We start from the raw sequence: 22,410 nt of genomic DNA, 5'->3' as shown, positions 1-22,410 counted from the left end.
TACTATAAGATACTAAGTACATTGGTGTGCTTAATAGTTTAACTATTACTTATCCTACTTAAGAATGCAAATAAAAGAGTCATTAGACCAAAAAAACGCCATGCAAAAAGGGATTTTTTTATAGTTTTCGCTTATTCATCCCACTGTTTATCAGTTATTAAGAACAACTTCAATCTTTTGCCTATGGATGAGAAACAATCAATTCACATTCGCCATTCACTTCAAATTCACCAAACCCGAAAGGCAGGATCATATGTCTGCCTTTTTCTAATTTGTAGCTTTTTCCTTGATGAACGAGTGAACCCCCGCCTTTAATGATACTTACCAACAAGTAGGTATCATCGGAAGCAAAGCTGAATGTTCCGTTGATGTCCCATTTGTACACTGAAAAGAATGTAGATTCTACAAAAGTTGTGATTGTGGCATTGTCTTTTGCAGCAGTTTTTGGAACAGTTATACTGCCTTGATGGGGAACGGCAGTTACATCAATTGCCTTTTCCAAATGAAGCTCACGTAAATTCCCATCAGCATCTTTGCGATCATAATCATATACCCGGTACGTGGTATCAGAGCTTTGCTGTGTTTCCAATACGAGGGTACCTTCACAAAGGGCGTGGATTGTGCCGCTTGGAACATAGAAAAAATCCCCTGGCTTAATTTTCACTCGTCGGAGCAAGGTACCCCATTTCCCTTCTTTTGCTTGTTGAATAAATTCCTCTTTTGTTTGGGCGTTATGACCGAAAATCATATCTGCCCCTTCTTTACAATCAATGATATACCAGCATTCTGTTTTGCCGAGCTCGCCGTTTTCATGAGTTTTCGCATAAGCATCATCTGGATGAACTTGAACCGATAAATCCATATTGGCATCTAAAATTTTGGTTAACAGAGGGAAAACCGCCTCTTTTGGGTTTCCAAAAAGCTCAGGATGATCTTTCCATAGCTTATCAAGTGTTTGGCCGGCATATGGTCCGTTTTCAATTACCGACGGTCCGTTTGGATGGGCGGAAATCGCCCAGCATTCCCCGGTATGTTCGGTTGGAATCGAATAACCGAATTCCTTTTGTAATGCCGTTCCACCCCATATTCGTTCTTTAAAAACAGGTTTTAAAAATAATGGCTGCAAAATTTGTCCCTCAACTTTCTCTTTGTGTTTTATCCTGTAGTGCTTGTTCCGCAAGAAGTAATGAGCCAATGATTCCTGCCCGGTCACCTAAACCCGGGTTTACTATATAACTAGAAAGTTCCGGTAAGGTTACATAACCACTTATCAGCCCTTCTAAATGCTTATAGATTGAAGCAAAAACTTGCTTTTGGTTCATGACACCGCCGCCAAGAATGATTTTTTTCGGTGACAGAATTAAGATGTACTGCATTAGCGCTTGAGCTATATAGTAGCCTTCTAGATCCCAGACTTCTTGACGTTCCACCAAATTAATTCCTTTCTCTCCCCAGCGGTCTTCAATGGCAGGACCAGCGGCAAGTCCTTCCAAACAGTCATGGTGATAGGGGCATTTTCCTTGGTAAGGATCATCTGGATGACGCCTTAGTAAAATATGTCCCATTTCCGGATGTGACAATCCTTGAAGCAGCTTGCCTTGAATGACTGCACCTGCTCCAATTCCAGTGCCAACCGTTATGTATAAGCAGCTATCCAAGCCTTTTGCTGCACCAAAGGTTGCTTCCCCTAATGCTGCTGCGTTGACATCCGTGTTAAATCCGACCGGAACATGAAAAGCATTCCTCATCGCTTCGACAATCGGATAATTCCGCCATGCTGTTTTCGGTGTCGATGTTATCGTGCCATATGTCTTACTTTCCTGGTCAATATCAATTGGACCAAACGAGCCAATTCCAATTGCCTCTATTTCAAATCTCTTAAAAAATTCAATGACCTGCTGCATCGTTTCATTTGGCACTGTTGTTGGAATCTGAATTTTCTCGGTTATATTCCCTAAGTTATCTCCTACAGCGCAGACAAACTTTGTTCCCCCAGCTTCAATTGCACCTAGCATAAATTTTCCCTCCAAAGGCTCTGTCTTCAATAGACGTTTTTCCATTACAAATTTATCATACTCCTAATTTTATGGAAAGCTATCTCCATTTGAGTAAATATTGGATAGTTTGATACAATAGGTTCATTAGAAAAATTATGAACGGAGTGTTGATGATGACAAACAGTAAATTCACTGGGTTTATTGGAACGTACACGAAGGGTGAGAGTAAGGGGATTTATTCTTTTTCATTAGATACAGACGAGGCGAAAATAACGGATATAAAAGTGGCGGCACAAGCAGAAAATCCTACATACTTAACCATCAGCAATGACAATCGCTTCCTATATTCAGTGGCAAAAGAAGGGGAGACCGGGGGTGTGGCTGCTTTTTCTATCAATGAAAGTGGGGAATTAACAGCAATCAATCGTCAAATGCTCGATGGATCATCCCCATGTCATGTCAGTATCGACAGCAAAAACAACTATCTATTCAGTGCAAATTACCATAAAGGAGAAGTTGTTTCTCACTTGATTAGCCCTGAAAATGGCAGCCTACAACCTGCTGCTTCAGTGATCAAACATGAAGGCCGAGGACCAGATTCCAGGCAGGAAAAGCCTCATACCCATTATGCAGGCCTTACCCCGGATGAAAAATTTCTGGCCGCTGTTGACTTAGGCATTGATGCCCTTATTACCTATGCAGTTAATGATGACGGTTCGCTTAAGAAGGTAAAGTTGCTGCCATTAAAGGCTGGCAGCGGACCGCGCCATCTCACATTTCATCCAAATGGAAAATTTGCTTACCTTATGACAGAGTTTAGCTCTGAAGTGATTGTTTTAAACTATCACTCAGAAAATGGCCATTTCACAGAGAAACAATATATTTCCACACTACCGGCCGATTTTTCCGAAAATAATCAAGGCAGCGCGATACACATTTCTTCGGATGGACGCTTTATTTATGCCGGCAATCGCGGACATAACAGTATTGCACTGTTTAGTGTTAATCAAGAATCGGGCGAGCTTAGCTTTATTGAGCATACTTCTACTGAAGGGGATTGGCCGAGGGATTTTGCCTTGGATCCATCAGAAAAATTCATTGTAGCTTCCAATCAGGAATCGGGCAATCTTGTGTTATTTTCACGGGATACGGGTACTGGGAAATTAACCCTTATACTGTCTGATATTATGGTGCCATATCCGGTTTGTGTGAAGTTTTTACATGTTTTGAGCTGATTAGAATTTTCTAATCGGCTTTTTTTCAGTATCTCTAGCATGCGGTGAGCCAGTAATAATTCTTTTATTCGACAACCTCGTGTGACAAATTTCCTATGTTCTGTCATTTATAATCGAAAGAAGAAATACTAGTTAGGTAGGAGAATTGGTATGAGTTACCGCGAACTACATAATAGTAGAATAAATAAAAAAAGGAAATCTCGAGGACTGGCTGCTTTCGTAAAAATATTCATTACTATTTTTTGGGTATTATTTTTATTATTAAATACTTGGACAGAAAGCATAGAGCGACTAATATATTTACATACGTTCGGATTTAGATGGATTTCAAAACCGGACTTTTTGTCTTTCTTAAATTTCAATGATTTTACGGTAATTCATCCTGAATTTATTAAAATAAAGTTAGGACATTTTATCGGTTTTGCTGTATTGGATTTTCTCCTTTTCAACCTGATAAAAAGGCACAAATATTCGGTCTGCATCTCGATTGCTTTTGCATTTTTAACAGAAATCCTTCAATTGTTTTTCGGCAGAGACGGACGACTTTATGACATTATGATTGATTCCCTGGGAGTTTTATCGGTATTTTTTATCTTAAAGAGGCTTAAACTTTAAGAGCTGTGGGCTTCCAAAACTATGAGGCGGTTCCATTGCTAGAAGGTCTTGCTTACAAAATGAAGAATCAGAAGGGGCATTTGCTCTTTCTGTTTTTTTATATTTGGGGCGTAAAAAAATGGAATCAGTGACAATACTAAATGTAATGCTCAATAGCTAAAGGATGTGCCTTCATTGTTGGATTTCTTCCATGGCCAAGAAACACTTTCGATAATAGAGTGGATTTTACGATCTGTAGTCACGTTTATCTTTTTGCTCTTTGCCGTCAAAGTAATGGGTTCTCGTGCCATTTCTCAATTAAGATTACTTGATTTTGTGATGGCCTTAATGTTAGGAAACATTATTGCCCATCCACTGTCAGACCACAGAATCGGATTAAAAGGTTCAGTAATCTCAACAATAGTAATTATTTCCCTGTACCTGATTGGTATATTTTTAAATTTAAAATGGATCTGGCTCAGAAACACAATTGAAGCCACGCCTATTCTACTTATTAAAGAAGGAGAAATCTTTTATAAAGGGCTTAAAAAGGCAAGAATCTCGATAGATACATTATTAGCTGAGTTAAGAAAAGAGAAAATAGTCGAGGTAAAAAAAGTAGCATTGGCATTGTGGGAGTCTGATGGGAGAATTTCGATATTTTTGGATCCGCAGTATGAGGCAATCACACCATCGACGTACCAGTTACAAACGGAACCATTTGAATTGCCCAGGACGATTATTAAGGAGGGCAAAATTGATTTTCAGGTTCTAAAACAAATTAACAAGGAGGAAGGGTGGCTCATTAATGAGCTTATGAACCACCATCAGACGGAGGTGAATAGGGTATTGCTTGCGACGATTAATCGTAAAAATGATTTGAAGGTGTTTGTGTATAAATAAGCTTGCTAAACCTTAGCATTCAATAAGACCTTTATCATTTGTTCAGAATTGGGGTAGTCGGATTCATAATACTTATTTATTGCTGCTTTAATATCATAATTCACTCTTACAATTGTGGTTTGAAAGCTCTCTTCGTATATTTCAACTAAAGCGTATGACGATTTGTCCAAGCCATCAAATGGTAAGCCAACGCTTCCTGTGTTAATAATACATTTTCCATCTAAATATCTGATATAAGGTTTATGAATGTGAGAGTAAATATATATATCAGCTTCGCTGTCTAACATTTTTTCTTGCAAAACTTCATCACTTTCGGATGGTTGAACAACTTCAAACAAATTTTTAGGGGTTGCATGGAATGCATGGATTTTTACTTTTTCAAATTCCAGCATTAATTCCGTTGGCAAATTACTTAGATAGTTAATATCATTTTGATCTAGTTGTGATAAGGTCCACTCCCGCTCGTTGCTCATTATTTCAATAGCACTATCCGGTACTTCGCCAACATGAATGCCGCGGACGACCCATTCATCGGCATTTCCTTTAATTACTTCAGTATTTAATGACCTCACTAATTCAAGCGACCGTTTAGGTTCCGGTCCCCGGAAACACAAGTCCCCAAGGACAAAAACTTTATCAACTTCTTTAAATTCCAAATCTTTTAGTACTGCATCTAATGCATTTGCATTGCCGTGGATATCGGAAATAAACGCTATTCTCATCATCTCACCTCAGATAAATTAGTATTCCATGTCTATTTTTGTTTAACATTAGGTTTTTTAATCACTCTTTTAAGGTAGATATTGGAAAGTTGTCACTATTAATTGATTGCATGGTTTTTTAAATGATATATTTAGGCTGTTTTATCTACCTTATATTTCCCATTAATAACAAGCCTCTTTTTCAGAAATGTTTCAACTTTGCTGGCTAGAATTTTCCCATACCTAGATGCAGGCCTTTCAATAATTAGCCATGAAATATGGGCTGTAATGATCGCTAAGGGAATTGAAATAATTAAAATGCTCCAAAGAGGGAGTATCTTATAAAAAACATAAATCAAACTAAAAAGTATTGGCAAATGATACAGATAAAGACTATATGAAATTCTCCCCAAAAATAATAATGGTTTAATTAATAATACTGATTGTACTCTTATTGATGCAAGCGAAATTAATATTACCAAAACGGATCCGACCCCAATAGAGTAATCACTCATAATTTCACCGTACTGATAGATTCCTAAATGGTTCGCAACAACGGTTAAAGCCTCATTGTAAATAAAACAAGAAACTGTAAAAATCAATAATACTATTTTATTATTTTTTGTTAGGATTACATAAATTTCAATTAACTGATATAAGTGTTTTGCTAAAAGGCTTCCTAAAATAAACATGGAGATGATTTGTAATGAAGCAAAGAATGAAGTGTGGTAACCTAAGCTATTTTCCCAGTTGAAGATATTATTAAGCCCACTGATGAATGATAAACAAAAACACATAAGTAACGATACATGCCATTTTACTCGAATAATTATTACGGCAATTATAGGAAAAATTAAAGAAACCCTCATTTCTTGCACCAAAGACCACAAGACATTATTGTATAAATTGGTATTAAAATTTCCAATCATCATAATATGATCCAGCATATCTTTCAAAGTGAGTGGTACCGTCCAGGACAGATTAAACCAGCCACTTAACTCCTTTATCCCTCCTTTTGAAAAGCTCAAATATGTAATAATTGATACTGTAACTGCGACTATATATGGGATGTAAATTCTAAAAAATCTTGAAATAATAAACCCACCGTAATTTTTGGTTTTCCCCTTGGTGAATAATAGAAATAAAACAAAACCACTTAATACAAAGAAAAAGTTCACAAAAGAATATGAACTCTTTCCAATAAAAACTTTTAAAGGCAAAAAAACAATGGATGAAACTGTAAATGATATAAATGGTGTAGCAGTAACTATGGAAATATGGCCCAAAAAGACTGAAATCGCTGCTAATCCGCGTAGAGAATCCAATTGGTCGTAACGTCTTCGCATTTATGTCCTCCTAATTTATGTCCCTATTAAAAATACGGGCAATCGTTTTTCGGTAATTTCTTTTAAAACTGCTACTTTCACTAAAAAATGTAAGTATTTTAGTATGGATTCTCTATTTTTTTTGACCTGCTTCTATAATTAGTATAAAAGATTAATTTACGAATCTTATCTGTCTGCTTCTCTGTTAATAAAGCAATTATCCATGCGTAAGATAGTACTAAAGTCGCCAACACCACTTTAATAATAATGGTAGTTTTAGCAAATGGCCATTTTGGTGATCCTAGCCATGTAAGGATAAAATTTGCTAGAGGGTAATGTGTAAGGTATAAGGTATAAGAGAAACTAGCCAACTCTTTATTAATATTAAACTTTGTGTTGTAACTGTTATTAAATAATGAAGTAATTATATAGATAACTATGGAAAATGTTACACCTACCAAAAAATCAGAGAAAAAACTTGAACCAGCTTGATAATTTAGTGAACAAATTGCTATAACAATAGAAACCGTAAAAAAAGTATAATTCAAATATTGCCTTTTAAATTTAAAAGGTTTAATGAATGGGATTAAAGCTCCAAGAATCCAAACTAAAAAATACAGCATTATTTTTTCGCCAACAAAAATTGATATTGTGATAAAGATTAATGTATAAAGAAATTTTACAATTAGTCTTCTTGAAAATATTACAAGCGCTATACAAGGAAACAAAATATAGTACCAAAATTCATAACTTAAACTCCATAAAGGTCCATTTAAACCATACACTTTAACCGATATACCCTGCAAAAAGAATATATTACCAACAAGTTTTTTTAAATCTAAATAATTTGTAATCTTTTGATCTGTTCCAAATAAATTAATTTGGAGCTTAGCCCAAACAAACGTCAAAAATAAACAAGGGAGGAGTACAATCCATAATCGGGTGATTCTTTTTAAAAGATATTCAGACCAACTCCATCTATTATTTTTTATTGATTTTAAAACAGTGGAAGAAATAAAAAAACCACTCAATACAAAGAATATCATTACCGCTTGATACCCCGGTAAGGGAACGTAAAAATGAAACAAGAAAACAGTTAAAGCAGAAAGGAACCTTAATAAGTCTAAAATACTGGATGCTTTACTATTAATTTTGATTGTATTTAGAGTTACATTTTTCAACCAATCGTCCCACTTTCTATAAAATTAAATGACCCATTCATCGGCATTTAATTTTATTCTTTATATTTAAATTTTTATTTAATAGTATTTTGTTTTGATAGATTCTATTTCTATTACTGAGTAATTTTTATTTTCTCACTCAGATAATTTTCAACTAAAACATCGTAATCTGCTTGTTCAGCAAGAATTAAATCAATCACTTCTCGAACAGCTCCGTTTCCACCATTATATTTACATATATAATCTACTGATTTCCTAACAATTTCTACAGCATCTTGAGGAGCAGCAGAATAACCCACTAATTTTATCACTGGCAAATCATTGATATCATCGCCTATATAACATACATTCTTTAGATCAATTTCAAGTAATGTAATAATTTCATATAATATTTCTTCTTTATTGGCAATTCCTTCGTATAAAAAATCAATATTTAACTCTCTAGAGCGAATTTGAACAGATTCTGATTTTCTTCCAGTAATGATGGCAACCTTTATTCCATAGAAACGCACCAGACTAATACCCATGCCATCTTTTACATGAAAGCTTTTAAATTCAACACCATTGGAACCAATTAATAAATTTCCGTCGGTTAATACCCCATCAACATCTAATACGATTAATTTTATTTCGGACTTTTTCACTGTTTAAAACCCCAATTTGGTTATGTCATGTAAATGAATCATAGCAATCGGTTCATTCCGATCATTTACAACCGGCAATACATTAATCTTTAAATTTTCCATTATATTTAAAGCCTCAACAGCTAAGGAAGTTGGTCTGATTGTTGTGGGATTTTCGTTATATAAATGTTGGATTGAAAGATCAATAAATTTATTTCCTTTAGCCAAAGCCCTTCGGAGGTCTCCATCAGTGATAATGCCAACTAGTTTACCAGTATGATCAATAATACTAGATGCCCCTAAACCAGACTCAGTCATACTAAAAATAACTTCTTTAACTGTATTTGTTTTTAAAGAAGTTGGATTTTTTTTTGTAATATCTACTATTGCACTTACAGTAAGTAACAATCTTTTTCCAAGTGAGCCACCCGGATGAAAAATGGCAAAATTTTCGGATGTGAAGTTACGAGCTTTTAATAAGGTGATTGCAATGGCATCTCCTAAAGCAAGCATTAATGTTGTACTTGTTGTTGGGGTTAAGCCAAGGGGACAAGCTTCCTTTACCTTTCCTGTACAAAGAATGTGATCCGCTTTATTCGCTAAAGTAGAATTTGAATTCCCGACAAAAGCTATTAGTCTAGCACCAATACGTTTAATGGATGGAATCATACTAATGACTTCCTCTGACTCCCCACTATTTGAAAGCGCCAAAACAATATCGGATTGAGTGACCATTCCTAAGTCTCCATGGAGCCCTTCGGCAGGATGTAAGTATAAAGAAGGGGTTCCAGTACTAGCTAAAGTAGCTGTTATTTTCCGTCCTATAATCCCCGACTTTCCGACTCCAGTCACGATAATTCTTCCGTTACAGCCAAGGATCATTTCAATTATTTGGGCAACCTCCTGATTCAAATCTTCTATTAATTTTAAAATAGCCTGGGCTTCTTCCGCTAAAACTTCTTTAATGGTAGAGATATGCTTATTAGTTGTTAATAAACCTTTTACCATATATGCCTTCTCCTCTATTTTGACTTGCCTTTAATGAGACGATCAATTTCCACTATAGGTTTAAGAAATTCTTCAAGATTGTCGAGTTTTATCATGTTAGGACCATCCGATAAAGCTCGGTCAGGATCGGGGTGAACCTCTAAAAATAATGCATCAATTCCGACTGCAGCTGCTGCTCGAGCAAGATATGGGACGAACTCTCTTTTTCCACCCGTACTTGTGCCCAAACCACCAGGTATTTGCACACTATGTGTGGCATCGAACACAACTGGGGCATCAAATTCTCTCATTGTTGGGAGCGACCGCATATCAACAACTAGGTTGTTATAACCAAATGTAGAACCTCTTTCTGTTAATAAAACCTTTTCGTTCCCTGATTCCTCTATTTTAACGACGACATTCTTCATATCCCAAGGGGCTAAAAATTGTCCCTTTTTTATGTTAACGATTTTATTGGTTTTTGCGGCGTTTACTAATATATCGGTTTGTCTGCATAGAAAAGCAGGAATTTGAATAATGTCAACTACACCCCCAACAATCTCTGCCTGACTAGCATCGTGGATGTCTGTTGTTATTGGAATATTTAAATCGTTTTTTACTTGATCTAATATCTCTAATCCTTTATGAATACCAGGGCCTCTTTCCGAATAAATCGAGGAACGGTTAGCTTTATCAAAAGATGCTTTAAAAACAAATGGTATGCTAAGTTTTTCGGTAATTTCCTTTATAATGGCAGCTGTTTCCATTACAAGTTTTTCACTTTCAATCATGCAAGGACCAGCTATTAATACAAAGGGACTGTTTCCACCAAATATAATGTCTTCACGTAAAATAATTTCCTTCACCATTAAATTTCAGCTCCAAAATTCTATACTTTTTGTAAATGCTTATCCATTTCAATAATCTTTAAAGCATATTCGTAATCATCTTTCGTATCAATATCAATTGCTTCAATGTCATCCAACTCTTGAAAATATGGGTTAAATCCAATCCTTCTTCCATGTGTTAAAAAGTGATCCTTTTTAAAAATATAAAATCCACTTGTTTCTATATAGATAGGTTCGATATCCTGAGTTCTTGGAATATCGTCGCATTCGTAGTTTAATGTCTGCGCTTTGTACCAAACAAAGGTCTGTTTTTTCTGAACACTTAGTGCAGAATCATAGTTTTCACTTAAAACATTCTCCAAAGCATTTTCAATTGATGTATGAGTCATGAAAGGCGAGGTAGTATGCGCAAGAAGGTATATATCACTGTCAATCATATTAATAAAAGCCTGATAGATTTCATTCCCTTTCACTAAATCGCCATCAAGAAGACGATCTCGTTTAAGAAAATTCACACCTTTTGGTACATAGTTCATTACATTTTCATCACTACAAAAAACGTATACTTCATCAATTTTTTTTATTCTCAATAAATTACTGAATACATACCAGCTTAATGGGTGATCGCCTATTGGCAGAATATTTTTATTTGCTAGTCTTTGACTGTTTAATTTAATTGGGACAAATGCGACTACCTTTTTTCTCATTTTCTCAACATCCTTTGTAAATAATCGTTTTTTATCATTCATTATAAAGAACATCAAAAGTAAAAAAATAAGTAACAGCTTCGCTTAAATTTTTTATAAAAAGATCGGTATTACAAGCAAATAACTTTAAAGATCCAACTCGTTCATTATAAAGAACGATTTAAAGAGAAAATATCATCTTTTTTCCCTAGTGTCAATCACTTTGTTGAAACTTTTTCTTATTAATTTCCTAACCGCAGGACCCTCAACTTTAAAACAAAATATTCTTAACACAGAAATATTAGGTAATACTTTTATTTAATTCTTTCGGTAATTGTTTTAGTTTTTGTTTATTAGAGATTTTTTTACCTAATTTCATAAAAGGCACTTCCACGAAAAAATAGGCTAATGTTGAAAAACAGATTGACACTACAATTGTTAATAGGAAAATTACTCCAATTGGTACTACACTATATAACAAGTAAGTTAAACTTAAAAGAACAACGAGATGATATAGATATAAGCTATAGGAGATCTTTCCTATAAAATTTATCGGTTTTAACATTAATAACTTTGTTACCTTACCAGATCCTAAAGCAATAACAATAAACAAAACTGCGCCCATACCTCCTATATAATCCATAAGAACTCTTGCTGGATAAGGAAAATTAATGATATTTAATATTCTAATACCTACACCTGGATAGTTATAAAAAACAAAAGCAGATATAAACAATATCCATTTAATCAGCTTTGATAAACTCTGATACATCATAATGATTTCTTTAAAGTGCTTCGCAATCACTCCTCCAATAATGAACATCGAAGCATAGTGTAAAGTATCCCAATTGGTAGTAAAATATCCATTACTTACTTGAAAGCCAAAGTTATCATTAAGAATGGAAAAAAAGGATAAAAAGAAACCTATCAGAATACTATATTTCCAATCGAATTTCTTAACAATCAAAAAAACCAACGGGAATAATAGCGATATTCTCATTTCATGAACTAATGACCAAATGACGTTATTAAAAGCATCTGAATGAATATTACCAATTAAGAGCAAATGCTCATATAATAATGATATGCTAATTTTAGAAGTCCAAGTAATATTAAACCAATCACTTAAACCACCAATTCCACCTCTTGATAATACCAATGACAACAAAATTGACAGGATTATTGAAACTAAGTATGGCATATAGATTCTTAGAATTCTCCTACCTACAAATACTGAATAATTTATTGGCCTCCCATTTAATAACGGCAATGACAAAACAAATCCACTTAAAACAAAAAAAAGAAGTACCGCAGAGTGTCCATTAATTAACACTTTAAGTGGCGTTCTAGCAAATAGCACCGAAAATAAGTAGGTCGTTGTCACATCACTAAAATGAGAAAACATAACTGTTACTGCTGCTAATCCTCTTAGCGAATCAAGTTGCTCTAATCTTCCATGCAAGCATTTTCCCCCTTTAAATGTCTGAGATTACTACACTACTGTTATATTATTAGCAAAATGGGATTTTAACAATCGTTATAAATATAGGCCATTTAGCAGCAACTTTACATAATTTAACTTGTTCCAAACCCTAATTATTGCAATCTCATACTTTTATAATCTTCTAAGATAACATCTTCTAGATTTACTCTATCAAAAACCTCCAACATCCCTCCCCTTGTCGCATTATAAATTTTTATATTATGGCGGTCTGCATATTTCTTTGCTTCTTTATAGGCGCTAATCATTTTATCACCTGCTAATAAAAAGGTTGGATCAACATGGTCATAATCTTTAAAATGATGTTTCATATTGCTTGAGTAACTACAATCAGTACCAAGTAAATAAATTTCCGCAAAACCCATGTATATGGCTAATTGAATAAGAGAATATGTGATAGTATATCCATCGTATATAACTGCAAAAGCATTATTACTAAATTTTGTTCGATACTTTCGGTGTGGAGAATTATGGTTTAGCAAATTTAGAGGAAAAATAAAATGATCATCTGGGACATTTTTCTTTGTGAAAATATTATCACTTATAAATTTACATTCGACATTTAATTTTTCTATATATTGTTCAAACTTATTAAATACACCTATATCCTGTATCCCATAATACGTTGGCCTCCAATCCGTTTCATCGAAGGCTAGACAGATGGAATTCATGCTAAAGGTGATTTCATTTTTTAATTTTTCGAGATCTTCTATTGTTATACTTGGGCCTGTAGCTACAATAAAACATCTTTCCCCTTTATGTATATTTTTAACATTTCTTAACTTTTCGTAACGGCCTTTTCTATAAAAGCGCATTACTCTGAAGAACTTTTTAATATTGAAAATAAAAATAGAAATACTGGTTGGCAAAATGTTATATTGTATATTTCTTAATTGTCTTATTAGGAAATATATGAGTTTGTTACTTTTTAAAATTTTTTCTAATATCATAATCCTCATCGCCTTTTAGAGCTTAATAGTTTTATTCGCAAGGACCAAAATGTACAATATAAAGAACATGAGTGTAAAAAATAACACCTTTCTTAGCTATACACTAATAGTATTCCTATTTTGATTGGCAGCAATCAATTTCCTTTCAAAAAAAACGATTCTTTTTAAAGAACAACCCATAAGTAAATTATTAGCGTTTTTCACTAAAGTGTCAATCACTTAAACAATATTTTTTTGTTTTGAAAGATTTTTTTTGTAACCTTTTCATCGATTTATTAAAATCTTTTAATATAGGTTGTAATTTATTCTTTGGGAGCTGACAGTGTTCAAATAATTCAATCTCCGATTGTGAAGTGTTAGCTTGTCGTATTGCCTCCCCTTGTAAAAAGAACTGTTCAACATCTTGAGATTGGTGACATGCTAACATTTTTCTTTTTAAAATACGCTCCTCTTCTGAGATTTCAATTTTTATTTCCTTTAAAACTGTAGATTGTGTGGGTAAAAACGTTACATTTTGAGCTCCTAAAGACTGGATTGGATTATATTCGGTCCATTCAAACAAATTAGTATACCCTATTTTATTACATATTGTCTTAACTACGAAACTAGTCATATCATGATCGACATGACCACCCTCGATACAATGAACGTAAATTCTTCCTGGATTCAGTTTTTCTATTAGCATCTTTATATCCTTAGCCATATTTTTCAAATACCGCTGGGTGCCTCCATCTGGATATCCAAAACAAAAAATATTTTCTTTTGAAATATTTATTAATGATAAGGCTTCTACAGCTTCTCTATACCTTATTTTAGATTTCTTTTTTGATTCACTTACTCCTATGGTCCAACTTTCACCATCTCTCCCTGATCCATTAGTAACAAAAATGACTTTTATCCTTCTGCCATTCAAACTATGGCGGTATAAAGTGGTACTTAAGCCTAGTACATCATCATCAGGATGAGCTGCAAAGACGAGAACGTCCGTATCTTCATTAAAATACCTTTTAGGAAATTCACTTCCCATCATTTTCCTTGGGTATCTATATAATCCTCTTACATATTCTATCTTCTTTTTTAACGTTTCATTTCCTTTAATAAATTGTAATACTATTAAAATAAGCGTATTAATTTTTTTCATTACAAATTGCAAAAGGCTCACACCTTGTTTTTATATTTTTTGAATCGTTAGCCAACACTTTCAAACAATTTAATTATTTCATTTGTAGAACCCACATTTGCTTTTTTTAAATTGTTTTCAAATTTTGTGCATAGGTGTTTATTGTTAATAAGGGTTTTAATCGCAGCACAAATTTCGTTTTCATTAAAATTTATTATAAGTCCATTCTCACCATTTCCTATCTGCTCTCTTGCACCAACAAAATCTGTAGTTACTATTGGTTTATTTAATGCCCTAGCCTCAGCCAATGAGATGCAATATCCTTCATGTCTAGAAGTTTGAACATAGATATCACATTGTTTGATATAACAATAGGGATTTCTTTTTTTTCCTAACAAGATAAAGTAATTTTCTAATCTGTATTTCTTGATTAATTTTTCGAGTTCCGGACGGTCATTACCGTCTCCAATACAATACCATCTTACATTTTCTCCATCGGATATTAACTTCATTAGAACGCTAGGTATTATATCTTGTCCTTTCTCAGTACTAATTCTTCCTACAGTTAGAATTCGTATACCTTTAAATTGATCATTGAATCCATCATCTTTTTCTGCCATTTTTATTATTTGATTTTTGTTGAGAATATTATAAAATACAGATGTTTTTTCTTTTAGATTAGGAAATAGATCATTAAATTTTTTCATTGCATTTTCCGAAACACAAAATATTTTATTATATTTTTCATAGAACACTTTATAAGGTTTTAGTTCCTTTATATTTCGGGAGACATCGACGTGTATCCATGCAATTTTGGATTTAGCTTTAATATTGTTAATCACAAATATGACTGGAAAAGTCGCTGGATCGTGATATGCTATTGCTAAATCATATTCAGATTCAATCATCGGTATCATTTTTGAATAGTACTTACCATGTTTAAAACCATTTTTCGTTAATTTAATTAGAAGTGAATACCAAATAATTCTAAAAGCACGAATTAATCTGCCTTCCTTTATACAATTGGAAATTTTTTTGATTGTAGTATTTTCATAACCAAATAAACACTCAACTTTTACATGATCGGGTATCTCGTTCTCAAGCTCTCCACCAAGTTTCATAACTAAAACAGTTACATTATACTTATCTTTGGGAATAGAATTCAGCATAGAAATCAATGCCTTTTCTACACCTCCCAATACCATTTCTCTAGTTACAATAACAATTCTTTTCATTTTTTCATCCTATCCTTGTAATAAATTTAATAGTCCTTACAAGACTAGTTTGACTCCATTTCTTTACACTATATTGTCAAATAATCCCTTTAATTCACTTGTATGATTAACATTTGCTCTTTTTAAATTGTGCTCAAACATTTCACATAAATCTGTATTATCAATTAGGGTTTTTACCGCTGTGAATATTTCATTTTCATCAAAATCTATAATAAGTCCATTCTTTCCATGTTCTATTTGCTCCCTAGCACCAACAAAATCTGTTGTTACAATGGGTTTATTAAATGCCCTAGCTTCAGCAAGTGAGATACAGTAACCTTCATGTCTAGAAGGTTGGACATATATATCACATTGTTTAATAAAGTTATAAGGATTTAATTTTGTTCCTAACAATATTAGGTGTTCTTCTAGGCCATATTTCAAGATCAAACTTTCGAGATCTGAACGACTTTCTCCATCCCCAATGCAATACCATCTTACTTTGAGCCCTTCTGACTTTAGCTTTAAGAGTATACTAGGGATAATATCCTGACCCTTTTGCAAACATAATCGTCCAACTGTTAGAATACGTTTACCATCAAAATGATCTCTGAATCCACCATCTTTTTCCGCCATTATTTCCATTTGTTTTAAATCTATTAGATTATAAAACACAGATGTCTTTTTTTTCAGATTTGGAAAATGCTCATTGAATTTTTCCATTGCATATTTTGAAACACAAAATATTTTATCGTATTTTTCATAATACTCTTTATAGGGTTTTAGGAAATTTATAAACCAAGAAACATCGGAATGTATCCATGCAACTTTTGATTTAGCTTTAATATTGTTTATCACAAATACGACTGGAAAAGAAGCTGGAACGTGATATGCTATTGCTAAGTCATAATCGGAATTAGTCATTGTTATCATTTTGGAATAATACCATTCTTGTTTAAATACACTTTTAGTCATTTTTGCTCGAAGTGTATACCAACCAATTTTAAAAGCTCGAATTAATTTGCCTTCCTTTATACAATTCCGAAGTTTTTCAATTGTAGTACTTTCATAACCAAATAAGCACTCAACCTTCACATGATTTGGTATTTCGTCCTCTAGCTCACCACCGGTCCCCATAACTAAAACAGTTACTTCATATTTATCCTCAGGTATAGCTTTCAGCATTGATATTAACGCCTTTTCTATACCACCCATGACAAGTCTTCTAGTTACAATAACAATTTTCGTCATTTATCATCCTACCTAACTATTTTTTACACCAGCCCTAAGTATTTTTTCCTTCTTAATTTTCCTTAAAAGGTTTTATTAACTATTTCTCTTACATGACGGATTTCTTAAATTTATTTTCTATCGCAACTAATCTGCCATTATTTATTCTAAATACAATATCACAATTTTCTATCGTGCTTAGTCTATGAGCGATAATGATCATAGTCTTTTCTCCTTTTAATCCATCAATAGCCTTCATAATTTCTTTTTCCGTCTCATTATCTAATGCTGAAGTTGCTTCATCCATAAACAATATTTCTGGATTATGATACAACGCTCTTGCTATCCCGATTCGTTGCCGTTGTCCTCCAGAAAGTCTTACCCCTCGCTCTCCTACAGTTGTATTTAATTTATCGGGTAATGCTTCAACAAATTCCTCTAATTGTGCCTGCTCTAAGGCTTGCCAAACCGCAGCATCATTTATTAGACCATCTTCTATCCCAAAAGCTACATTACTACGAATCGTATCGTCTGACAGAAATATTGATTGGGGAATATAACCTATTTTTTGTTGCCATATTTCTTTTTGTTCAAATAAATTTTTACCGTCAACTAAAATACGTCCTTTTTCTGGTGGAAAAAGTCCAAGGATAATATCAACAAGAGTTGTTTTTCCAGCCCCTGATTCACCTATAAACGCAACCGACTGACCAATTGGTATAGTTAAAGATATATCCTTTACAGAATATTCCTTCTGGTTAGGGTAACGAAAAGAAACTTCATTTAATTTAATTGATTCTTTAAAAAATTTCCCACCTTGATAATTTACTTCTGATTTAACATCTGTATTTAATTTTCCAATTGGTTCTAAATTAGTAAATAGATCTTCAAAGACAACTGTTAAAGCTGGTTTGCTATAACGAATTGTTGTTATTAATGCAACTACTCGGTTGATCGAGGGCATTAACCTAAAAGCAGCCATCGCGAAAAGTGCCATTGTTGATACTAAGTATTGCGGGTTCACCCCTTGAAAAACAATAATTAGCATGGTAATAAGAATTACAGCTACTAATAACGTTTCTATAAAAAGTCTCGGTGCTAGTTCTAACATACTCATATATCGGCTGTTGTTTATACTTACTTGACTTTGAATAGTGTAAGCATTAATAAAGAAGTCTTCCCTGCCTGATACTTTTACTTCTTTACTTGCACCCAACCCTTGGTTAACCCATTTTATCATCTTGCCATTTACCTTTTGTTGCTCTACACCTAGGTTACTAATCTTCTTTCGGAAAATTCTAAAAAACGCAAAAACACTTCCGCCTAATAAAATGGAAGCTGTGATCGTTGCAATTGGTGCTGTTTTTAGCAGTAATAATAAAATACATGTAGTAACAAGAAGTTCTGTAAATAGCTGAAATCCGGCTATGATAATTCCATTAAAAACTTTGGATACCTCACTATTTACATTCCGAAGTAAATTTGATGTATTTCGTTGTAAGTGGAAAGTGTACGGTTTTGTTAAATATTCTTTGAACAATCTTCGAGATAATTTTACTTGTTGATTTAAAATAACCCTGATTTGCGCATAGTTAAAGAGAAGTAAATATAAATTCTTTAGAACAAACACAAGAAGTAAAATGCTAACAGCAAATACAATAAATGATGATGTTGACTGAAAATTAAATAATCTGTATATAAAAGATAAAACTGTGTGCTCGTTAATAATACTAGGATTTGTTAAGATTCCTACTATCGGAACAATCATTCCAATTCCTAACGTTTCAAATACGGCAGCAATAATCATCATAAAAAATAAAATTAATAACCGTACCTTTTCCTTTTTATCGAAGAGCATTAATAGCTTTTTGATTGAATCAATCAATTTCCACAACCTCTTTCAACTTAATTTTTTGCCGAGACCCTTCTAATACCCGACCATCTAACCAAGTTCCAATATCTCGAAAAATTTCACAAACGGTATTACTTTAAGTGTAAAAAATAGAAGAATACTTTTTACTACCATAGAGTATTCTTTTACTTTTTTACGTTGCTTTAGAGGATTGTTTTCAGTGTTTACATGTCTTAGCTTTGGAAGTTTCTTTAACAATCTAAAGTCAGAAATAGGATTATTGCTTAAATTCAACTTTTCTAAATTCAAGAAATACTCCAGCCCATCTAAATTAGAAATTCCCCTATTATTAAGATCCAGCTCCTTCACTTTGCTTAATTCTTTTATTTCTATCCACCTATCCAGATTTGAAATCTTTTCTCTAACAGCCATTTCAAAATTTCGATCGATAAAAGTAGCGATACCCGCTAACTCTGAAGTGGTGTAGAACTCCATATCATTTTTTCTTGCTTCATTTATAATCGTTTGGATAAGCTTAGGGGAAGTACTCCATGTCCCCCATTTTTTAGCCTTTTCTCCTTCTCCATAAAAATTGTGATTAACATCTTCGGGTAATATGGAGTGACATGTTAAAATTAAATTCCTACCAGTCTTCTTTGTCAATTTAATTATTTTTTTTATATAGTAAGTATTACAAGAATAATAATCATCTAAACAAATCGATGGAGCAAATCCAACATGATTAAATGATGTTAAATTATCTTTTTTCAAATGACCTCTTGCAATTTTGAAATACTTTGGAATTAATCTATTTAAAGTTTCATTATTGTAAATGAAATGTGGGAATACAAAAGAAACTGGTTTTTTGAATCTTTCATTTGTTTTAGAATGTGATTGCTTTTCCATCCAACTTAAGAGAGTTTCAATTTCGTCTTTTATCCATTTTTCATAACCATATAAAGCTGAATACTCTAAAGCAGGTTTGTGTTTAAAACTGTGATGAGCAATTTCGTGGCCGTTTGCTTGTAATTCTAATAATTTATCTATTTCGTCCTGTGTATGTTCTCTATTATTTTTCAAAGGGTGAACACCGTTCATATTAAATGTTACTTTCACGTTGTAATACCCAAACATATCTTTTCCGTACTTATACCAATCGTACACTCTATAACTATCATCAAATGAAAAAGCAATTCCTGGTTTATTTATATATGGAATGTATTCTTTGGGTTTTTCATTATAGCTATCTATCTGTTTAACCATATTTCTATATAGATAACCCCAATACCTCGATTGATGATATTTTTTCTTAAGTGATTTAATATACTGCCCACATTTATTTATCATATTTGAGTTCCTCCATTAATGTTTATCTAACAAATTTTGTTGGCTAATAGTGCTGCCTTTCAATAATTGCTCGTTTAACTTATACCATCTTGTTAAATTTTTGATATTATGCTAATATACCATTCGTACAGTGAGGGATGGATCATAAATAGTATCCATAATGTTTTTTCCTTTATATTAAATAATGGATTCAATAATAGTGAATAAATATCATTTTGAAAGGTATTCTTCTTATAAATTTTTAATTCACCTTTGGAGTTTTGACATTCTTTTTTTGCTTTAAGATAAAATGAAAAAAACTTAACAACATATTTAAATTCAGCTTGATGACGTAATGAATGTAATTTTTTATCCTTAAAAAATTTTATTCTATCTTTAAATGCATAAACTTCATCCAGCATATTTAAATTAAAGGGCTCCCCCATAATACTGTCGCTTCTTTGAAAATAAAAATACAAATCAATTGGTAAATAGGTTATTACCTTTGATTTATATAGTATTCTATGGGCTAAAAATTCATCCTCATGAATTCTACCCTCTTCAAATCTGAGATCATGAAATAATTGTCTTTTATACAATTTATTGGTTGCTAAAGTGAAATAAATTCCTTTATTCGTATATATTTGTTTCAGTGCCTGCAGATTTGTATAATGTTTAACATCGATTTGAAAATTACGTAATACTTCATGATTTGGAACATGTTCATAAACAGGTAAAAAGTTACACATAGTAATATCTGACGAATATTTCTCTGCAGCTTCAAATAATATCTCAAACATTTTCGGGTGTATATAATCATCACTATCAACAAATGCAATGTATTTACCTTGTGCAACATTTATTCCAGCATTCCTTGCAGATGATAACCCACCATTAGATTTATGAATGACTTTTACTCTATTGTCTTTTTTGGTATAGTCATCACAAATTTCTCCGCATTTATCGGGAGATCCATCATTTACAAGAATTAATTCAAAATCCTTAAATGTTTGATTTAAAATCGAGTCAGTGCAAATAGCCAAATATTTTTCAACTTTATAAATTGGAACAATGATACTTATCATAGTATTTACCACCTAATTCCAAATTTGTTAATTTCTTTATTTCGCTTTTAGTAGTGAGTTTCTTTTATCTTAGTAGAAAACTTTGATAAGATACGATCCAGTTTCCATATAAAATAATTCTTATTTTCCAATTTATGGCCATCCACAGCTATTAGCCATTGGTTATCTGCAATCTTAATTTGATCAATAGTGTGCATACCATCTTTGTTCCAATCAATTTCTTTTTTAGTTCCACTTAATACTAAGTTAAGTTCTTCTTCTTTATATTCATTTTCCGACAACTGGGTTATTTTAAATGCCCGAACTGCACTCCCATAGTTTGGTTTCCCATCTTGTGAATATCTGTAAATATTTTCTTTGTCGACAATCACCCTGCCTCCGGGTCTAGTAATACTGTTATTATCAGATATTAAAGGGCTTTTGGGGTGTTCCTTCCAATTCCCTTCGAGTTCATCAGAGTAAAACAAATGCAATTTCCCTGACTTTCCTGCTTGCAGCCACCATTTATTGTTATATTGAAAAATACTAGAATCTACATATTTTCCTCGAATGAGTTCACAAGCTATCTCCCATTCATAGGGAAAGCTTTTTGCTTTATATAACAATACTTTATTTGCTTCACAGGATTCGGGTATCATGTAAAAGTCATCGTTGTATTTAAATACATAAGGATAAGATAAATGGTAATTTTCCTTAAGAATAACTCGATCATAAACCCAATTCTCACCATCTTTACTTTTAGCTAAGCCAATAATCCCTTTTCCCGAAGATTTATCTAGAATCTCAAAGAACATATAAAACTTAGATCCATGCGAAATAATAAACGGGTCTGCAACAAACTCAGCTGGCACATCTGAAACGTCCGAAGCTTGTAAAGTGGGATTCTTTAGCTTTTTACGATTTGGATGCGTAGAGATGATCGTATTAGAATTAAATACTGTAATGGACCATATACCCAATATTATTTTTCTATTGAGCAATCTACTCAACAACACTAATAAAATTAAAAAAGCAGCCATTAATATATACATAGAATCACCTTTCATTTCAGA

The 22,410-nt window shown here is 32.9% G+C and carries 21 protein-coding genes; 3 read left to right on the top strand and 18 right to left on the bottom strand.

Annotation, left to right across the window (positions count from 1 at the left end; genetic code table 11):
• Positions 1–181: 181 nt before the first annotated feature.
• Both manA and AA980_RS09405 read right to left on the bottom strand, forming a co-directional pair.
• Positions 182–1,129: a mannose-6-phosphate isomerase, class I gene (gene manA, locus AA980_RS09410; protein WP_034724512.1), complete on the bottom strand. Its 948-nt coding sequence runs from the start codon at positions 1,127–1,129 to the stop codon at positions 182–184.
• 7 nt (positions 1,130–1,136) lie between these two features.
• Entirely contained in the window at positions 1,137–2,015 is an 879-nt protein-coding gene (locus AA980_RS09405) for an ROK family protein (RefSeq protein WP_034724515.1), read from the bottom strand.
• 152 nt (positions 2,016–2,167) lie between these two features.
• On the opposite strand from AA980_RS09405, the gene AA980_RS09400 reads away from it, so the two are divergent.
• The 3 genes from AA980_RS09400 to AA980_RS09390 all read left to right on the top strand — a co-directional run bounded on the left by AA980_RS09400 (position 2,168) and on the right by AA980_RS09390 (position 4,729).
• Positions 2,168–3,232 (top strand): lactonase family protein, encoded by a 1,065-nt coding sequence (locus AA980_RS09400; protein ID WP_034724482.1) that lies wholly within the window; start codon positions 2,168–2,170, stop codon positions 3,230–3,232.
• A 150-nt stretch (positions 3,233–3,382) separates the two neighbouring features.
• Positions 3,383–3,847, top strand: coding sequence for a VanZ family protein (locus tag AA980_RS09395; RefSeq protein WP_024029565.1), 465 nt, complete (start codon positions 3,383–3,385; stop codon positions 3,845–3,847).
• A gap of 177 nt (positions 3,848–4,024) precedes the next feature.
• Positions 4,025–4,729 carry a DUF421 domain-containing protein gene (locus AA980_RS09390; protein ID WP_034724520.1) on the top strand — a complete coding sequence of 235 codons (705 nt, stop codon included), beginning with the start codon at positions 4,025–4,027 and terminating at the stop codon, positions 4,727–4,729.
• 5 nt (positions 4,730–4,734) lie between these two features.
• On the opposite strand, the gene AA980_RS09385 is transcribed toward AA980_RS09390, so the two are convergent.
• The 16 genes from AA980_RS09385 to AA980_RS09310 form a co-directional block, all read right to left on the bottom strand.
• Positions 4,735–5,451, bottom strand: coding sequence for a metallophosphoesterase family protein (locus AA980_RS09385; RefSeq protein WP_034724484.1), 717 nt, complete (start codon positions 5,449–5,451; stop codon positions 4,735–4,737).
• 131 nt (positions 5,452–5,582) lie between these two features.
• Complete coding sequence (locus AA980_RS09380) at positions 5,583–6,776, bottom strand: acyltransferase family protein (RefSeq protein WP_024029568.1); 1,194 nt, start codon at positions 6,774–6,776, stop codon at positions 5,583–5,585.
• A gap of 98 nt (positions 6,777–6,874) precedes the next feature.
• Complete coding sequence (locus AA980_RS09375) at positions 6,875–7,936, bottom strand: acyltransferase family protein (RefSeq protein ID WP_024029569.1); 1,062 nt, start codon at positions 7,934–7,936, stop codon at positions 6,875–6,877.
• A 113-nt stretch (positions 7,937–8,049) separates the two neighbouring features.
• Positions 8,050–8,580 (bottom strand): KdsC family phosphatase, encoded by a 531-nt coding sequence (locus AA980_RS09370; protein ID WP_024029570.1) that lies wholly within the window; start codon positions 8,578–8,580, stop codon positions 8,050–8,052.
• Positions 8,581–8,583: 3 nt separating this feature from the next.
• Positions 8,584–9,567 (bottom strand): KpsF/GutQ family sugar-phosphate isomerase, encoded by a 984-nt coding sequence (locus AA980_RS09365; RefSeq protein ID WP_024029571.1) that lies wholly within the window; start codon positions 9,565–9,567, stop codon positions 8,584–8,586.
• Between the two features lie 14 nt (positions 9,568–9,581).
• Entirely contained in the window at positions 9,582–10,415 is an 834-nt protein-coding gene (gene kdsA, locus AA980_RS09360; RefSeq protein WP_024029572.1) for a 3-deoxy-8-phosphooctulonate synthase, read from the bottom strand.
• A 20-nt stretch (positions 10,416–10,435) separates the two neighbouring features.
• Positions 10,436–11,101, bottom strand: coding sequence for an acylneuraminate cytidylyltransferase family protein (locus AA980_RS09355; protein WP_024029573.1), 666 nt, complete (start codon positions 11,099–11,101; stop codon positions 10,436–10,438).
• A 280-nt stretch (positions 11,102–11,381) separates the two neighbouring features.
• On the bottom strand, positions 11,382–12,542 hold the full coding sequence (locus tag AA980_RS09350; protein WP_024029574.1) for an acyltransferase family protein: 1,161 nt from the start codon (positions 12,540–12,542) through the stop codon (positions 11,382–11,384).
• A gap of 134 nt (positions 12,543–12,676) precedes the next feature.
• Positions 12,677–13,531 carry a 6-hydroxymethylpterin diphosphokinase MptE-like protein gene (locus AA980_RS09345; protein ID WP_024029575.1) on the bottom strand — a complete coding sequence of 285 codons (855 nt, stop codon included), beginning with the start codon at positions 13,529–13,531 and terminating at the stop codon, positions 12,677–12,679.
• A 211-nt stretch (positions 13,532–13,742) separates the two neighbouring features.
• On the bottom strand, positions 13,743–14,684 hold the full coding sequence (locus AA980_RS09340; RefSeq protein WP_024029576.1) for a PIG-L deacetylase family protein: 942 nt from the start codon (positions 14,682–14,684) through the stop codon (positions 13,743–13,745).
• Between the two features lie 35 nt (positions 14,685–14,719).
• Positions 14,720–15,886 carry a glycosyltransferase gene (locus AA980_RS09335; RefSeq protein ID WP_024029577.1) on the bottom strand — a complete coding sequence of 389 codons (1,167 nt, stop codon included), beginning with the start codon at positions 15,884–15,886 and terminating at the stop codon, positions 14,720–14,722.
• Between the two features lie 63 nt (positions 15,887–15,949).
• On the bottom strand, positions 15,950–17,116 hold the full coding sequence (locus tag AA980_RS09330) for a glycosyltransferase (protein ID WP_024029578.1): 1,167 nt from the start codon (positions 17,114–17,116) through the stop codon (positions 15,950–15,952).
• 88 nt (positions 17,117–17,204) lie between these two features.
• Entirely contained in the window at positions 17,205–18,980 is a 1,776-nt protein-coding gene (locus tag AA980_RS09325; protein WP_024029579.1) for an ABC transporter ATP-binding protein, read from the bottom strand.
• A gap of 57 nt (positions 18,981–19,037) precedes the next feature.
• Positions 19,038–20,294 carry a leucine-rich repeat domain-containing protein gene (locus tag AA980_RS09320; protein ID WP_024029580.1) on the bottom strand — a complete coding sequence of 419 codons (1,257 nt, stop codon included), beginning with the start codon at positions 20,292–20,294 and terminating at the stop codon, positions 19,038–19,040.
• Between the two features lie 92 nt (positions 20,295–20,386).
• Positions 20,387–21,358 (bottom strand): glycosyltransferase family 2 protein, encoded by a 972-nt coding sequence (locus tag AA980_RS09315; RefSeq protein WP_024029581.1) that lies wholly within the window; start codon positions 21,356–21,358, stop codon positions 20,387–20,389.
• Positions 21,359–21,405: 47 nt separating this feature from the next.
• Positions 21,406–22,404, bottom strand: coding sequence for a glucosamine inositolphosphorylceramide transferase family protein (locus AA980_RS09310; protein ID WP_047771507.1), 999 nt, complete (start codon positions 22,402–22,404; stop codon positions 21,406–21,408).
• Positions 22,405–22,410 lie beyond the last annotated feature (6 nt).

Origin of the sequence: Neobacillus vireti (assembly GCF_001026695.1) — a bacterium.
Taxonomy (GTDB): Bacteria; Bacillota; Bacilli; order Bacillales; family Cytobacillaceae; genus Neobacillus; species Neobacillus vireti.
This window is presented reverse-complemented; position numbering and strand designations above follow the sequence as displayed.

What these genes read in the sequence shown, in the direction of transcription:
- AA980_RS09330 (WP_024029578.1), bottom strand. Translation starts at nt 17,116, where the DNA reads ATGACGAAAATTGTTATTGTAACTAGAAGACTTGTCATGGGTGGTATA.
- AA980_RS09395 (WP_024029565.1), top strand. Translation starts at nt 3,383, where the DNA reads ATGAGTTACCGCGAACTACATAATAGTAGAATAAATAAAAAAAGGAAA.
- AA980_RS09315 (WP_024029581.1), bottom strand. Translation starts at nt 21,358, where the DNA reads ATGATAAGTATCATTGTTCCAATTTATAAAGTTGAAAAATATTTGGCT.
- AA980_RS09355 (WP_024029573.1), bottom strand. Translation starts at nt 11,101, where the DNA reads ATGAGAAAAAAGGTAGTCGCATTTGTCCCAATTAAATTAAACAGTCAA.
- AA980_RS09400 (WP_034724482.1), top strand. Translation starts at nt 2,168, where the DNA reads ATGATGACAAACAGTAAATTCACTGGGTTTATTGGAACGTACACGAAG.
- AA980_RS09385 (WP_034724484.1), bottom strand. Translation starts at nt 5,451, where the DNA reads ATGAGAATAGCGTTTATTTCCGATATCCACGGCAATGCAAATGCATTA.
- AA980_RS09335 (WP_024029577.1), bottom strand. Translation starts at nt 15,886, where the DNA reads ATGAAAAGAATTGTTATTGTAACTAGAGAAATGGTATTGGGAGGTGTA.
- kdsA (WP_024029572.1), bottom strand. Translation starts at nt 10,415, where the DNA reads ATGGTGAAGGAAATTATTTTACGTGAAGACATTATATTTGGTGGAAAC.
- AA980_RS09365 (WP_024029571.1), bottom strand. Translation starts at nt 9,567, where the DNA reads ATGGTAAAAGGTTTATTAACAACTAATAAGCATATCTCTACCATTAAA.
- AA980_RS09405 (WP_034724515.1), bottom strand. Translation starts at nt 2,015, where the DNA reads ATGCTAGGTGCAATTGAAGCTGGGGGAACAAAGTTTGTCTGCGCTGTA.
- AA980_RS09320 (WP_024029580.1), bottom strand. Translation starts at nt 20,294, where the DNA reads ATGATAAATAAATGTGGGCAGTATATTAAATCACTTAAGAAAAAATAT.
- AA980_RS09345 (WP_024029575.1), bottom strand. Translation starts at nt 13,531, where the DNA reads ATGATATTAGAAAAAATTTTAAAAAGTAACAAACTCATATATTTCCTA.
- AA980_RS09380 (WP_024029568.1), bottom strand. Translation starts at nt 6,776, where the DNA reads ATGCGAAGACGTTACGACCAATTGGATTCTCTACGCGGATTAGCAGCG.
- AA980_RS09310 (WP_047771507.1), bottom strand. Translation starts at nt 22,404, where the DNA reads ATGAAAGGTGATTCTATGTATATATTAATGGCTGCTTTTTTAATTTTA.